We start from the raw sequence: 13,778 nt of genomic DNA, 5'->3' as shown, positions 1-13,778 counted from the left end.
GTATCAAATCTTAATTTTTCGGGACAATGTTCTTTGTATAGCCCGGCTTGGGGTCGAGCTGACATCGTATCCCAAAAAAGCTAGTAAAAGTTGCAGTCCTATGATAATAGGTAAAGCTGCCAGCATCACGGTGCCAGCCGAGGAGTATGACTGCAAAGAAGTCGATTCTATCCAATGGCTGATGCCGAACCATGTGCCAAAAATGAGCAATAAAAACCCCAAGGGTAATTCTATAGATGCCAATGACATATCTCGTAGATAGTAATTATAGAATATACGCTTGCCAAAGTTGACACAATGTTTGGCTAAGAACTCTGGAAGCACTTTGCCAATTTTTAAATTGCTTTCTTCGTCAGCATAATGGGCATCCATAGGAATATCTACCACTACAGCTTTCAAGGTATTAAGCCGGAAAAGCATGTCGGTTTCAAAAAAGTACCGGCGGCTAATTTTCGCAAATGGAAGGTGGCTGGCTACACTGGCATGGATGGCGGTGTAACCATTGGTGGGATCAAATAAATTCCAGTAACCGGAAGATATTTTTGTTAAGAAGGATAGACCTGCATTGCCAAGCAGGCGGAGGCGTGGCATTTGGTGTATTTGTTCTAAATCAAAAAACCGATTGCCTTTGGTGTAATCAGCTTCGCCATTAATAATAGGAGCAATAAAACTAGGTAATAACTTAGGATTCATTTGCCCATCACCATCAATTTTGACGATAATGTCAAAGCCTGCGGTAATGGCGGCTTGGTAACCAGTCATCACCGCACCGCCAACGCCTTGATTTTTTTCGTTAAAAAGTACTGTGACCCGCTGATCTTGGCAATGACTTTGGATAAAGATCCCCGATTTTTGTGGACAGCAATCATCTACGGCAAAAATTCCCTGTACTTCATCACCAATGCGGGCAATCACTTCTAAAACATGGTCGGTAACGCGATAGCAAGGAATAACGACGGCAACACGAGGTAGAGAAGCAAGGGGAAGGCTCATAGATTTAGCAACGCTCGACGCGTGAGTAACAGGACTTGGTCTTCCCCAGCGCTAGTTTCTAACCAAAATACAGGTAGCTGTGGAAAGGCGGCTTCAAAAAAGGCGTGCTCATTGCCAATTTCTAGCACCAGCACGGCGTTTTCACTCATGCGTGAAGGGGCGTCACGCAGCAACTGGCGGATAAAGTCCATGCCATCTTCGCCTCCAGCCAAGGCTAGTACTGGCTCGGCCCGGTATTCTTCGGGAAGATCGGCCATACTCTTACTATTGACGTAGGGTGGATTGCACAGAATGAGATCCCAAGGGCCGGGCAATTGCGCTAATCCATCGGACAGTTGCAAAGTGATGCGCTCTTGCAAGCTGTGGCGCTCCACATTGATCTGGGCTACCGCTAAGGCATCGGGGGAGATATCGGCACCGGTCACGGTAATGTCGGGCCAAGCCATCGCGGCCAGCACGGCCAAGCTGCCGTTGCCGGTGCATAAATCGAGTACGGCGTGGGTGTGTTCGCCCAGCCAATCATCAAAACCGCCGTTGGCGATCAGTTCGGCAATGAAGCTTCGCGGCACAATGGCGCGCTCGTCAATGTAAAACGACACGCCTTGCAGCCAAGCCTCCTGCGTCAGGTAGGCGGCGGGCTTGCGGCTGCGGATGCGTTCTGCAAACAGTGCGGCCACCTGTGCTTGCTGTTGTGGCGTGACGGCTTGGTGCTGTGCGGTATCGGGTGCGTCGCTGTCCAAGGGGGTGTCTAGCGGCAGGCCCAGACGCCAGAGCACCAGCCAAGTGGCTTCATCTTGGGCATTGGTGGTTCCGTGACCAAACGACACGCCTGCCGCTTGCAAACTTTGGGCACCAGAGGCTACCAAAGCACCAATGGTGTCTCCTGCTACAGTAGGCAGGGCTGTAGATGGCTGCGCGCTCATGCCAGCGCCGCAACAGCTTGCGCCTGTAGGTTGTGGAGGGTGCGGCAGTAGATGTTTTTCAATGGTTCAATATCGACCAAGGCGATGTGCTCGTCGATTTTGTGGATGCTGGCGTTGGGCGGGCCCAGCTCAATCACTTGTGGGCACAGGGTGGCAATAAAGCGCCCATCGCTGGTGCCGCCGGTAGTGGACAGCTCAGTGCTGAGGCCAGTTTCTGCGTGGATGGCTTGCTGCACCGCCTGCACCAGTTCCCCCGGTGTGGTCAGGAAGGGTTGACCACCCAGCGTCCATTGCAATTCGTATTCGAGGTCGTGGCGGTCGAGCACGGTATGCACCCGCTTTTTTAGGCCCTCAGCGGTGGATTCGGTGCAGAAGCGGAAATTGAAATCAATTACCACCGCGCCGGGGATGATGTTGCTGGCTCCGGTGCCGCCGTGGATGTTGCTCATTTGCCAACTGGTGGGTTGGAAAAAGGCATTGCCTTCGTCCCAGCGCGTGGCGGCGAGTTCGGTCAGTGCGGGCACGGCCTCATGGATAGGGTTGCGTGCCAAATGTGGGTAGGCGATATGGCCTTGGATGCCGCGCACGGTGAGTTTGCCGCTGAGGGTGCCCCGGCGGCCATTTTTAATCATGTCGCCGGTGCGCTTGACCGAGGTCGGTTCGCCCACGATGCAATAGTCTAGGCACTCGCTTCGCGCCTTGAGCTGCTCTACCACCACTTTGGTGCCATCCACGGACGGGCCTTCCTCGTCGCTGGTGAGCAAAAAGGCGATGTTCAGTAGTGGCTCTGGGGTGGCAGCCAAAAACTCTTCTACGGCCACCACAAAGGCTGCGATGGAGGTTTTCATGTCGCTGGCCCCCCGGCCATAGAGTTTGCCATCGCGCTGCGTCGGGGTGAACGGGTCGCTTTTCCATTGCGCCAGCGGGCCGGTAGGCACAACGTCAGTATGGCCCGCAAAAACCACGGTTTTGGCGTTGGGTGTGGCGGTGGCACGTTTGGCCCACAGGTTTTGCACGCGAAACTCTGCTGGGCCGCTGTCCATGGCTTCGCAGACAAAGCCCAAGGGGGTGAGGCGTTCGGTCAGGAGTTGCAGGCAGCCCGCATCTTCGGGGGTAACGGAGGGGCGCGAAATCAGCGCCTCGGCCAGAGACAAGGTCAGGGACATGGGTAAACTTGAAAAAAATGCAGCAACGAGCGCTCAATGCCCCGGTGTGACATCTAGGGTGATTTCGGTAAAGGAAGGCGTATCGTCTTCAGCCTTGGCGTCTTGTTCAGCCTTGTTGGCCTGAGCCGCCTTGGCAGCCAGAGAAAAGTCGTTTTGCAGCCGCCACATCAGGTTGGTGGGCGAATCAGCGTAGGCCAGACCTTCCTTGCGGTCGATGCGGCCTTCCATAATCAGGCGGGCTAAGTCTTCTTCGAAGGTTTGTGAGCCTTCGGCCATGGATTTTTCCATCGCCTCTTTGACGCCAGAAAAATCGGCTTTTTCGATCAGTTCCGACACCAGCTTGGTGTTGAGCATGACTTCGACGGCGGGCACACGGGCACCGGCAGCAGTGCGCACCAAGCGTTGCGTGACTACGGCCTTGAGCGCCGAGGACAAATCACTGAGCATGGTGGCGCGTACTTCTACGGGGTAAAAGCTCAAAATCCGGTTTAGGGCGTGGTAGCTGTTGTTGCCGTGCAGCGTAGCCAAGCACAGGTGGCCCGACTGCGCATAGGCAATGGCTGCCGACATGGATTCGCGGTCGCGGATTTCGCCAATTAAGATGACATCGGGGGCTTGGCGCAGTGCGTTTTTGAGCGCAACTTGCATCGATTGTGTGTCGCTGCCGACTTCGCGCTGGTTGACGATAGATTTTTTGTTGCGAAACTGAAACTCTACTGGGTCTTCAATGGTCAGGATGTGGCCGGTTTGTAGGCTGTTGCGCTTGTCTATCATCGCCGCCAGCGTGGTACTTTTGCCTGAGCCGGTAGCCCCAACCACCAGTACCAAGCCGCGCTTTTCCATAATCAAGTCGCCCAAGATGGGCGGCAGGTTCAGGTTTTCAAGCTGGGGGACTTCTTGGGCAATGAAGCGGATGACCACCGCATAGCTGCCGCGCTGGCGCATGGCACTGACACGAAAACGCCCGACACCAGAAATTGGCACGCCCATGTTGAGCTCGCCGGTTTCTTGCAACTCTTCAATGCGCTCAGGTGCCACCACCTCGGACAACAGATTGCGTGGCGCATCGGGCGGCAAAATCTGGTTGTTGATGGGGATGCACTCGCCGTTGATTTTGATCAGTGCTGGCGCATTGGCTGAGAGGTAAACATCGGACGCTTTTTTCTCGGCCATCAGGCGCAAGATGCGCTCCATCGTGCTCATGAGCAGTCCCCAAAAGGTGGTGGTGTCGGTGTGCGGGCGGCTGCGCTGGCGCTATCAGTCGCGCAGCAAGTCGTTTAGGCTGGTTTTGGCGCGGGTTTGGGCATCGACACGCTTGACGATGATGGCAGCGTACAGGCTGTAGCGGCCATTGTCTTTGGGCAGGCTGCCAGAAATGACCACAGAGCCAGAAGGAACGCGGCCATAGCTGATCTCACCGGTGGCGCGGTCGTAAATGGGGGTGCTTTGGCCGATATACACGCCCATGCTGATGACGGAGTTTTCTTCGACGATTACGCCTTCGACCACTTCGGAGCGGGCACCAATGAAGCAGTTGTCTTCAATGATGGTGGGGTTGGCTTGCAGCGGCTCTAACACGCCACCCAAGCCGACACCACCGGAGAGGTGGACGTTCTTGCCCACTTGGGCGCAGGAGCCGACGGTGGCCCAAGTATCGACCATCGTGCCTTCATCGACATAAGCGCCAATGTTGACGTAAGAGGGCATCAAAATTGCGCCCTTGGCAATAAAGCTGCCACGGCGGGCCACGGCGGGGGGCACGACGCGCACGCCGGTGGCGGCGATGTCGGACTCGCTCATGCCCTCGTACTTGGTGGGCACTTTGTCAAAAAAGTTGAGCGCACCCGATTGCATCAGCACGTTGTCTTTCAGACGGAAGGACAGCAGCACGGCCTTTTTGATCCACTGGTGTACCGTCCATTGGCCCACGCCTTCGCGGGTAGCGACGCGCAATTGACCTTCGTTGAGCTGGGAGATGACATGCTCGACGGCATCGCGCACTTCAGCGGGGGCGACGGCGGGAGATAGGTTGGCTCGGTTGTCCCAAGCGGCTTCAATGATGTTTTGCAGTTGTTGGCTCATGGTGAATCTTTTAAATCTTAGGGATTGGATTGGATAAATTGAACGATGCGCTGCGCGGCTTCAAGGCACTCGGCGGTTTCGGCCACCAAGGCCATGCGCACACGCCCTTGGCCTGGGTTCAAGCCCTGGGCTTGCCGGGCCAAATAGCTGCCGGGTAAAACGGTCACATTGTATTGAGCCAGCAGCTCGCAGGCGAAGTCGGTGTCGCGGCCCTGCCAGCGCTCAGGCACGGCGGCCCACAGATAAAAGCCCGCATCGGGCAGTGCCACATCCATCACGCTGGCTAGCAGCGGCGTGACTTGGGCAAACTTGGCGCGGTATTGGGCGCGGTTGTCGATCACATGCTGCTCGTCGTTCCATGCGGCGATGCTAGCGGTTTGTACCACTGGGCTCATGGCGCTGCCGTGGTAAGTGCGATATAACAGAAGCTGTTGCAGGATGGCCGCATCACCCGCGACAAAACCACTGCGCAGTCCGGGCACGTTGCTGCGTTTAGAGAGGCTGGTAAAGGCCACCAGCCGCTCAAAGTTGCTGCGGCCCAGTTGAGTGGCTGCTTCTAGGCCGCCAAGGGGCGGTTCGTCGCGGAAGTAAATTTCGCTGTAGCACTCATCGGAGGCAATGACAAAGCCGTAGCGGTCGCTCAAGGCGAACAGCTTGCGCCACTCGTCCAGTGGCATCACTGCGCCTGTGGGGTTGCCGGGCGAGCATACATAGAGCAGTTGGGTGCGTGCCCACACGGCTTCGGGCACGCTGTCCCAATCTACAGCAAAGTTGCGCGCTGGGTCGCTGGGGGCATAGTAGGGCGTGGCCCCTGATAGCAGGGCTGCGCCTTCGTAGATTTGGTAGAACGGGTTGGGGCAGACCACGGTAGCGCCGTCGCGCGTGGGGTCAATCACCGTTTGGGCAAAGGCAAACAACGCTTCACGGGTGCCATTGACCGGCAGCACTTGTGTGCTGGGGTTGACCTGCACGCCATAACGCCGTTGCAGCCAGCTAGCACAGGCTTGGCGCAAGGCCGGTGTGCCGGTGGTGGCCGGGTAGCCAGACAAGCCGCTGCCCAGCGCTGCGGTCAAGGCCTGCTTGACCAGCTCTGGGGCCGCGTGTTTGGGCTCACCAATACCTAGGCTGATGGGCGCATAGGCTGGGTTGGGGGTAATGGGGGCGAAAAGTTCGCGCAGCCGCTCAAACGGGTAGGGCTGCAAACGCGAGAGCAAGGGATTCATACCCCTGATTATCGGGGATGTCAGTGGTACGCAAGCAACTGTCTTGACCATGCCTCCTTCCTTGTTAGTAGCTCGCGGGTGCTGCGGCAGGGATGGTGTTACTTAAAAATATGATTTTGGAGACAGGCCCATGTTCGAATTTTCATTGTTGCACCCCGGGGTGTGGCTGATGCGGCGTTTGCGTTTGCCAGCAAAAATGTTGTTGTTGGGCAGTGTTTTTGCGCTGGGCGGGCTGGCGCTTGGAGTGGGTATAACGCTGGATGCCAGCCCCAGCGGGCTGTGGGCTATTGCTGCTGGGGCTTTGTTTTTGCTGTTGTATGGTCTGCTGGCACTGCATGCCAGCTTGGCGGCTGATTTTCGGGCGCTGGCCTTGGCCATGCAAGAAGCCATTGCGGGCAATCTGTGTGTGCAGGTGCCTGTGCATGGCCGCGATGAATTGGCAGGGCTGGCACGCTTGTTTGACCGGCTGGTGCTGACCCTGTCGGCGATGGTGGCCGATATCCGTAGCAATGCGGCGCTGGTGGCTACCGCCGGACAAGGGTTGGCAGTTGATGGCCGGGCGCTAGAGGCGCGCACGGAGCAGCAGGCGGCTAACTTGGCGCAAACGGCGGCCAGCGTAGAACAGATGTCGGCCTCGGTGCAAAACAGTGCCCAAGCGGCGCGCATGGCCGATGAGCATGCCAGCCAGGTCAGCCGTACGGCAGGCAAAGGTACCGAAGGTATGACGCTGGCGGTGCAGTCGGTGCAAACGATTGAGCAAGATGCCCGCCGTATGAATGAAATCATTGGCGTGATTGATGGCATTGCGTTTCAAACCAACATTTTGGCGCTCAATGCGGCGGTAGAGGCCGCACGGGCCGGTGAGCAGGGTCGGGGTTTTGCCGTGGTGGCCTCTGAGGTGCGGATGCTGGCCGGGCGCTCTAGTGCTGCTGCCCGCGAAATCCGCACCCTGATCCAAACCACGGTGCAGCAGGTGGTGAGCAGTGCCGAAACCATCCGCTCGGCAGGGGCGGGCATTGGCTTGATGGCCCAAGGCATCCAAGGCGTGGCGTCGGGTATGTCTAATATTTCTGCTTCTATGGCGCAACAAAGCACGGGCCTACAAGAAATCAGTCAAGCGGTGCGCCAGCTCGACCACATCACCCAAGAAAACGCCCACATGGTGGCGCAGGCAGTGCAGCAGGCCAATACGCTAGAAGACCGGGCTAGTACCCTGACTGAGGCGGTGGCCCGATTCCGGCTGCAACAGGGCACAGCAGACGAAGCGGTGGCTTTGGTGCAGCGGGCGATGGCGTTGCGCCAGCGGATATCGGGAGATGCTTTTTTGCGTACCCTGACTGACCCAGCGCAGTCCTACTACGACCGGGACATGTATATCTTTGTGCTTGACCCCAGTGGCCTGTACCACGCTTTTGGCGGCAATGTGCAGCGTGTAGGCACCAGAGTACAAGATGTGCCGGGCATTGCCGGTGATGAATTGGTGCACGATATTGTGGCCCAAGGCGACCGGGGGCCGGGCTGGGTTGAGTACGATTTTCGCAACCCCGTTACCGGGGCCGTGCAGGCCAAGATGTCGTATGTGCTACGCGTGGATGACAATCGCTATTTGGGCTGTGGCGTGTACAAAACGCTGGTGCAGCGCTAACGCTGCTGCCTACCAGCGCTGCAACAGAGCGTCTACTGCTTCGGCGTAGTCGGCGGCAGCGCGGCTCTTGGGTGCAAGGTAGCGCAAGGGCTGGCCGGCGGCAAAAGCCTCGGCCACGCGAATATCGTTGCGAATGCCGGGCAACATGCGGTTGCGGCCAAACTGTTGGCCCAGCCCTTCTGTGACTTGGCGGTGCAGATTAACCCGTGCATCAAGCATCACCGGTAAAAAGCCCAGCACGCGCAAATTGTCATTGCTGCCCCGGCTGGCAATTTTGAATAGCACCCGCGCCAGTTGCCGTACCCCTTCTCCTGCCAAAAAATGTGGCACAAAGGGAATCAGCACCCTATCGCCCGCGCACAGGGCGTTGAGCAGCAGGGTATCGAGCGACGGTGGGGTATCGAGCACGATGGTGTCATAAGCCTCCATCAGCCCGCTGCTGTGCAGCGCATCTCGTAGCAGCAACTCACCCACTTGCACCGAGCCATGCTCAAACAATGGGTTGCCAGGAATAAGGTCTAGCCCTGGCCATGGCGTGTGAACCACCGCAGCCGCTAAAGCATGGCGTCCAGCTATAAAGCCGTGCAGGGTGGGGGCGTCGCGGCCCACGGTGACACCGACACCATAGGCGCAATGGGCTTGGGTGTCCATGTCAATGAGCAGCACGCGCTGGCCCCGGGCATGGAGTTCGGCGGCAATATTGACCGCACTGGATGATTTGCCCGTGCCGCCCTTGCGGTTGCTGATGATGAGAGTGCGTGCCATGGCCGTTAGGTTAGAACAGTTCAATTTTGGGCCGTTGTCCATCAGCAGACTGTGGGCGCGGCACTGCACCCACAACGGCTTGGTGGGTGTCTATCTGGCTTTGCATGACGTAGTTTTTGATATGTGCGTCCAGCCGGTCTTTGAGCGTGGTCATGGTGTCAGGATCCCAAGGGGCATCCATTAACTGCTCCGTGATGATTTGCAGGTGCTGGTCTAGCTCAGACATCGCGCCCTGCACATGCTCAACGCGCTGGCGTAGCACATCATGAAATTGCATTTGGCCCATGGCCTCGGTCAGGAACTCTGACATCGCTTGGTGGCCATGACCGACTCCAGTGATGATTTGTGTCATGTGCTTGGATGCGGTTGTAAAGCGCTCTTGGATATTCTCGATGTCTGACAGCACTTGGCGCATATTGTCGGTAGAGTTACGGCGTTGCGCGGAGTCAAGCGCTTGCGCCAGTTCTGCATCAACACCGTCTGTGGCCTTTGCAATACGCTCGGTAATTTCTTTGGCAGCAGCGGCGGTGCGCGTCGAGAGCTGGCGAATTTCTGTTGCCACCACGGCAAAGCCTTTGCCACTGGGGCCAGCCCGTGCTGCTTCAATGGCCGCATTGATAGCCAGAAAATTGGTTTGCTGCGCTACGCTGGCAATGACATCGACCAAGTTAGAGAGCTCTTTGATCTCTTGCAGATGCCGAATACGTTCGACATTCGACTTTTCGTCCCCCTCTTGCTTGTCCACAAACATTTTCAGGATGGAGCCAAGCTGACGATCAATGAGCACCTTATCGTTGAGAATCTCTGTGACTTCAGAGCCTTTTTCTTGGGACGAGGCAATGCGCTGCATCTGCTCTAGCGAGGCACCGTGCATCTTGTCCATCAGTCTGATGATAGTGACCACATTTACTTCTGCTTGCTGCAGTGCGCCTTCAAGCTGGCTGCGCATGACGCCCAAGTAAGGCACGACTTGGCGCATTTCTTCAGTAGCCACCTGAATCGGCATATGTTGTTTGCCGTGGTTTGGTCTTATCTGCGCAAGCCGTGTCCCACCCCAGTGCAATACCGAGCCCAAAGCAAAGGTGCCAAAGCTAGAGCCTAGCACCCAAAGCCACGGCCCCGAAAGCCACCACACGAAACCAGAGATCAACACCGCCGTGACGACCGATCCCACTAGCGAATACCCAAAATTGGACGATGGAGAAGCTCCCATAATGTCAATTTCTCTCTGCAACGATGTTCAAGCGCCTGGAATGACTTGTTTCACAATGCGCACCAAGTCTGGCCCAGACACGGGCTTGACCAGCCAGCCCGTAGCGCCGAGTTTCTTGCTCTCGTCGCGTTTTTTCGGGTCACTCTCGGTGGTGAGGGTCAGGATGGGGGTAAAGCGAAACCCCGGCAGCAGCTTGATTTGCCGTATCAGCTCCATGCCATCCATGCGCGGCATATTGATGTCGGTGATGATGAGATGGGGTTTGAGGCCGCTTTTGAGTTTGGTCAGCGCTTGCAGACCATCACTGGCCGCCTCCACCTGAAAGCCATTGAGCTCCAAGGTAGATTTCAGACTCATGGTCATGGTCAGGGAGTCATCAACAATCAGAATCGTTTTGGTCATGGTGGTAAGGGGCTGGCTTTAATGGCCCTGCCGGATAAAAATAGATTGAAGGAATTGTTGCAGTATGGCGTCGGTGGGCCAAGCGTCTATGCGTACCTGCGCCGCCAGCAGCACTTGGATGTTGGCCGGGTGCAGGTGTTCGCAGGCAGAAAAATCAACGCTGACGCCTGATTTTTTTTGCAACCAACCCAGCAGATTTTCCGCCTCTTCTACCCCGACTATGCCTTTGAGCAGGACTTGTTTTTTGCGAAACTCAAGAGGCATCAGAGTATCTCCTTGATGTTGAGCACCATCAGCACCGAGCCGTCGCCCATCAGCGCCGAGCCTGAATACATACCCAGCCCGGCCAGCACTCCCGACAGTGGCTTGAGGATGATGTCTGCCGTTTCATGAAAATTGTCTACCAGCAGGCCCAGCGTTTCGTGGCCCACGCGCACTACCAGCACGGCGTATTCATTGTTGCTGTTGGTCAGGGGTGGGGCGGCCAAACCCAGTAGCCGATGGAGCGATTTGAGCGGCACCACGCGGCCCCGCAGCACCGTGACCATGCCTTGCTTGATTTCGCGCACTGCCAAACGTGGTACGCGTACGGTCTCTACCACCATGTCAATGGGCACGCCAAAAATTTGGGCGTCTGCCTCAATGGTCATGACGTTGGTTACGGCCATCGACAAGGGCAGCGACAGGCGAATGCGCGTGCCTTGGCCGCGCACGCTCTCTAGCGTAATGGTGCCATGGACGCGGTTAATGGCGGTACGCACTACGTCCATACCAACACCGCGCCCAGACAATTCTGAGACTACTTCGGCGGTAGAAAAACCTGCCAAGAAAATCAGGTTAATGGCCTCTTGGTCGGTGATGCGCTCTAGTGTGGCCTCGTCAATCAAGCCTTTATCGTAGGCTTTGCGCTTCATCAGTTCAGGGTCAATGCCTTTGCCGTCGTCGCTGATTTCAATCACCACCCGGTCGGCCTCTTGGCGTGCCACAATTTTGAGTGTGCCTTGGGCCGGTTTACCGGCGGCGGTGCGCACTTCGGGCAGCTCTAGGCCGTGGTCGATGCTGTTGCGCACCAGATGGATGAGCGGGTCGCCCATCGCCTCAATGATGTTTTTGTCGGCGGCGGTGTCTTGGCCCTCTAGCACCAGGTTGATGTCTTTGCCCAAGCGCCGCGAGGTGTCGCGCACCAAGCGCGGAAAGCGCTGGAAGATAAATGACACCGGCATCATGCGCACCTGCATGATGGCATCTTGCATTTCTTCGGAGATACGGTTGATGACGGCGTATTGTGCCTTGATCTCGCGGGCCAGCTCGCGCACACCGTATTGGTTTTCGGCGCGGTTTGCCAAATAGGGGATGGCGTTTTTAGCCACCACCATCTCTCCAATCAGGTTCATCAGCCGGTCAACCTTGACCTGATCGACCTTCAGACTCTTAGGGCTGAGGTGGTCGTCGCTGCGGCGGCCCATTTTAGGGTCGCTAGGCTCGCCGTGTTCGCCGTGCTCGGCAGGATCACTGAGGGGGATGGATTCTGGGGCTGGAGGTGGTGTGGGGCTTGCAATGGCGCTGTTTGCCACCAAGGCTGTGGCGGTTTCAGTCTGCGGAAAGACCGACTCTAGCCAAGCGGCCAAGGGGGCGGCGCTGTTGGTCTGCAAGGCGGCTTGGGTGGCCGCTTCTAGTGCGGGACATTGGGCTGCGCGGCCTGTGGCATGGAGACAAGGGGCAAGCGAGGCGGCTACCGCCTTCAGTCGGCCTGTGAGCCAGGCGTCTTCGTCGGGCAGGGCTAGTATCTCGCGCTGCACCGCCAGCACAGCATTGAGCGCTTCTTGGATTGGTAGTGGCGCAGCCACCGCGATGGGGGCGGCAGTGGGCGCTGGCGTGCTGTTGGGTGCCTCTGGGGCGGTGGCCGTTTGCAGAAAGGCCACCCAATCGGGCACTTGCAGTGTGCGTACTGACAGTACCAAAGTTTCGATGGCAGCCCAGTCTGCCGTGGGCACTTGCAGCAGGGCTTGCAGCCAGCGCAGCGCCGAGGCCAGCCAGAGGCCACTGTTGGATAGTTCCAACATCAGCCGCACCGTGCGTACCAAGCCCGCCATGTCATGTGTCTGCACAAATTGCAGGGCATCGGTGACAAAATCGTCATACACCGGGCCGCCGTTGGGGTCTCCTTGGGGTAGCGCTAGGCACAGTGCCGGTATGCCCAGTATCTCGATTTGTTCTGGAACGTAGCGGAAATGGGTTTCGACCTCGGAGCGGTGGCCCAGTACCAGCAGGCCAAAATCCAATTCACAGCGGTAGGCGTCCAGGTCGGCCAGCGCGGGCCAAGGTTGGGTGCGCGCCTGCATACCGCCCCACAGCAGCCCCGGAGTGAGCTTGGCTTGGTGCAGTGGGTCTTCGCCCTGAAAGAAGCATTCTTCGGCGGGCTGGTAGCGCACCCAGAGCAGGTGCTCAGCATTTTGTGCGTGTCGCCATGCTTGGAGCCGGATGGCTTCAGGAATGCGCAGCAGTTCTGTGGCTGTGGGCACGATCAGTGTGGGGGCTGCGGGTTTGCTGGCTGCTGGGGCTGGCGCTGGCGCTGGCTGTGGGCGGGTGTCGTGGGCACCAGTGTTGCTGTCAGGGGTCACTAGCTGGCGCAGCCCGGCAGCCAAGCGCACGGCCTCAGCTGCCACGGAGGAGTCTGGGGGCTGTTCGGCTTCAACGCCATCGCACAGCCTGCCGATAAAGTCCATCGCTTCGAGCAGGCGGTCGGCCAAGGTTTCAGAGTAGCCTACCCGCTCGTGGCGCACGGCGTCCATCAGGTCTTCACCTGCGTGCAGCACCCGCGTCATTTCTGGGAAGTCAAACAGGCCGCTGTTGCCCTTGAGGGTATGCACCAGCCGGAACAGCTGGGTCATCAGCTCCACGTCTTGGGGCGCGTGCTCTAGCTCCATCAGTGTTTGGCCGATACCCTCCAGCGCATCACGTGCTTCGGAAAGAAATTGTGCCAGTAGCTCGTTCATGGCAGCGGGCCTCCCAGCAGCAGATGGATGGGCGCGACCAATTGTTCGGGCCGCACCGGCTTGACGAGGTACAGATTGGCCCCAGCGGCATAAGCGCGTTGGCGGTCATCCTCACTGGCTTCGGTCGATACCATGATGGCCGGGGCTTGGGGCACGTCTTGGCGGCGTAGCTCACGCAGGAAGCCGTAACCGTCTAGTTTTGGCATGTTCACATCCACCAAGTACAGGTCAAAGGGTTGTAACAGCGTTTTTTCTAGGGCTTCAAGGCCATTGACTGCCTCTTCGGTGGCATAGCCTGCCGCCTCCAGAATATCCCGGTGGTACATACGCACAGTGGCAGCATCGTCGATGATGAGAATCCGTTTCATGG

Annotated in this window: 13 protein-coding genes; 1 reads left to right on the top strand and 12 read right to left on the bottom strand. The window is 57.7% G+C overall.

Features of this window, described 5'->3' with window-relative positions:
* Window positions 1-3: 3 nt before the first annotated feature.
* Genes BMX55_RS01705 through dapC form a run of 6 tightly spaced genes read right to left on the bottom strand, consistent with a single transcriptional unit; the run spans window position 4 to window position 6,387 of the window.
* Entirely contained in the window at window positions 4-993 is a 990-nt protein-coding gene (locus tag BMX55_RS01705) for a glycosyltransferase family 2 protein (RefSeq protein ID WP_091451778.1), read from the bottom strand.
* Complete coding sequence (prmB, locus tag BMX55_RS01700; RefSeq protein ID WP_091451774.1) at window positions 990-1,916, bottom strand: 50S ribosomal protein L3 N(5)-glutamine methyltransferase; 927 nt, start codon at window positions 1,914-1,916, stop codon at window positions 990-992. Before prmB ends, BMX55_RS01705 begins: the two co-directional genes overlap by 4 nt.
* On the bottom strand, window positions 1,913-3,082 hold the full coding sequence (gene dapE / locus BMX55_RS01695; RefSeq protein ID WP_091451772.1) for a succinyl-diaminopimelate desuccinylase: 1,170 nt from the start codon (window positions 3,080-3,082) through the stop codon (window positions 1,913-1,915). Before dapE ends, prmB begins: the two co-directional genes overlap by 4 nt.
* A gap of 33 nt (window positions 3,083-3,115) precedes the next feature.
* Window positions 3,116-4,285, bottom strand: a complete 1,170-nt coding sequence (locus BMX55_RS01690; RefSeq protein WP_091451768.1) for a PilT/PilU family type 4a pilus ATPase — start codon at window positions 4,283-4,285, stop codon at window positions 3,116-3,118.
* A gap of 54 nt (window positions 4,286-4,339) precedes the next feature.
* Window positions 4,340-5,164: a 2,3,4,5-tetrahydropyridine-2,6-dicarboxylate N-succinyltransferase gene (gene dapD / locus BMX55_RS01685; protein ID WP_091451765.1), complete on the bottom strand. Its 825-nt coding sequence runs from the start codon at window positions 5,162-5,164 to the stop codon at window positions 4,340-4,342.
* Window positions 5,165-5,181: 17 nt separating this feature from the next.
* A complete protein-coding gene (dapC, locus tag BMX55_RS01680; RefSeq protein WP_091451762.1) occupies window positions 5,182-6,387 on the bottom strand; it encodes a succinyldiaminopimelate transaminase in 1,206 nt (401 codons plus the stop codon).
* Between the two features lie 130 nt (window positions 6,388-6,517).
* On the opposite strand from dapC, the gene BMX55_RS01675 reads away from it, so the two are divergent.
* Window positions 6,518-8,032, top strand: coding sequence for a methyl-accepting chemotaxis protein (locus BMX55_RS01675; RefSeq protein ID WP_091451759.1), 1,515 nt, complete (start codon window positions 6,518-6,520; stop codon window positions 8,030-8,032).
* Window positions 8,033-8,041: 9 nt separating this feature from the next.
* Here the strand turns inward: BMX55_RS01675 and BMX55_RS01670 are convergent, their stop codons facing one another.
* From BMX55_RS01670 to BMX55_RS01645, 6 genes are read right to left on the bottom strand one after another with little or no spacing between them, the layout of a single operon-like run.
* The gene (locus BMX55_RS01670) at window positions 8,042-8,797 is read right to left on the bottom strand and encodes a ParA family protein (protein WP_091451756.1); all 756 of its coding nucleotides are present in this window, start codon (window positions 8,795-8,797) and stop codon (window positions 8,042-8,044) included.
* 10 nt (window positions 8,798-8,807) lie between these two features.
* Window positions 8,808-10,010, bottom strand: a complete 1,203-nt coding sequence (locus tag BMX55_RS01665) for a methyl-accepting chemotaxis protein (RefSeq protein WP_091451754.1) — start codon at window positions 10,008-10,010, stop codon at window positions 8,808-8,810.
* 27 nt (window positions 10,011-10,037) lie between these two features.
* Window positions 10,038-10,412 carry a response regulator gene (locus tag BMX55_RS01660; protein ID WP_091451751.1) on the bottom strand — a complete coding sequence of 125 codons (375 nt, stop codon included), beginning with the start codon at window positions 10,410-10,412 and terminating at the stop codon, window positions 10,038-10,040.
* 18 nt (window positions 10,413-10,430) lie between these two features.
* Window positions 10,431-10,676, bottom strand: coding sequence for a hypothetical protein (locus tag BMX55_RS01655; RefSeq protein WP_091451749.1), 246 nt, complete (start codon window positions 10,674-10,676; stop codon window positions 10,431-10,433).
* Window positions 10,676-13,408: a chemotaxis protein CheA gene (locus BMX55_RS01650; RefSeq protein WP_091451746.1), complete on the bottom strand. Its 2,733-nt coding sequence runs from the start codon at window positions 13,406-13,408 to the stop codon at window positions 10,676-10,678. Before BMX55_RS01650 ends, BMX55_RS01655 begins: the two co-directional genes overlap by 1 nt.
* A complete protein-coding gene (locus tag BMX55_RS01645; protein WP_091451742.1) occupies window positions 13,405-13,776 on the bottom strand; it encodes a response regulator in 372 nt (123 codons plus the stop codon). Before BMX55_RS01645 ends, BMX55_RS01650 begins: the two co-directional genes overlap by 4 nt.
* Window positions 13,777-13,778 lie beyond the last annotated feature (2 nt).

The sequence above is a fragment of the Giesbergeria anulus genome, assembly GCF_900111115.1.
Classification (GTDB): Bacteria; Pseudomonadota; Gammaproteobacteria; order Burkholderiales; family Burkholderiaceae_C; genus Simplicispira; species Simplicispira anulus.
The sequence above is the reverse complement of the archived record's forward strand: the minus strand, read 5'-3'. Positions and strand labels throughout refer to the sequence as shown.

What these genes read in the sequence shown, in the direction of transcription:
- BMX55_RS01705 (WP_091451778.1), bottom strand. Translation starts at nt 993, where the DNA reads ATGAGCCTTCCCCTTGCTTCTCTACCTCGTGTTGCCGTCGTTATTCCT.
- prmB (WP_091451774.1), bottom strand. Translation starts at nt 1,916, where the DNA reads ATGAGCGCGCAGCCATCTACAGCCCTGCCTACTGTAGCAGGAGACACC.
- dapE (WP_091451772.1), bottom strand. Translation starts at nt 3,082, where the DNA reads ATGTCCCTGACCTTGTCTCTGGCCGAGGCGCTGATTTCGCGCCCCTCC.
- BMX55_RS01690 (WP_091451768.1), bottom strand. Translation starts at nt 4,285, where the DNA reads ATGAGCACGATGGAGCGCATCTTGCGCCTGATGGCCGAGAAAAAAGCG.
- dapD (WP_091451765.1), bottom strand. Translation starts at nt 5,164, where the DNA reads ATGAGCCAACAACTGCAAAACATCATTGAAGCCGCTTGGGACAACCGA.
- dapC (WP_091451762.1), bottom strand. Translation starts at nt 6,387, where the DNA reads ATGAATCCCTTGCTCTCGCGTTTGCAGCCCTACCCGTTTGAGCGGCTG.
- BMX55_RS01675 (WP_091451759.1), top strand. Translation starts at nt 6,518, where the DNA reads ATGTTCGAATTTTCATTGTTGCACCCCGGGGTGTGGCTGATGCGGCGT.
- BMX55_RS01670 (WP_091451756.1), bottom strand. Translation starts at nt 8,797, where the DNA reads ATGGCACGCACTCTCATCATCAGCAACCGCAAGGGCGGCACGGGCAAA.
- BMX55_RS01665 (WP_091451754.1), bottom strand. Translation starts at nt 10,010, where the DNA reads ATGGGAGCTTCTCCATCGTCCAATTTTGGGTATTCGCTAGTGGGATCG.
- BMX55_RS01660 (WP_091451751.1), bottom strand. Translation starts at nt 10,412, where the DNA reads ATGACCAAAACGATTCTGATTGTTGATGACTCCCTGACCATGACCATG.
- BMX55_RS01655 (WP_091451749.1), bottom strand. Translation starts at nt 10,676, where the DNA reads ATGCCTCTTGAGTTTCGCAAAAAACAAGTCCTGCTCAAAGGCATAGTC.
- BMX55_RS01650 (WP_091451746.1), bottom strand. Translation starts at nt 13,408, where the DNA reads ATGAACGAGCTACTGGCACAATTTCTTTCCGAAGCACGTGATGCGCTG.
- BMX55_RS01645 (WP_091451742.1), bottom strand. Translation starts at nt 13,776, where the DNA reads ATGAAACGGATTCTCATCATCGACGATGCTGCCACTGTGCGTATGTAC.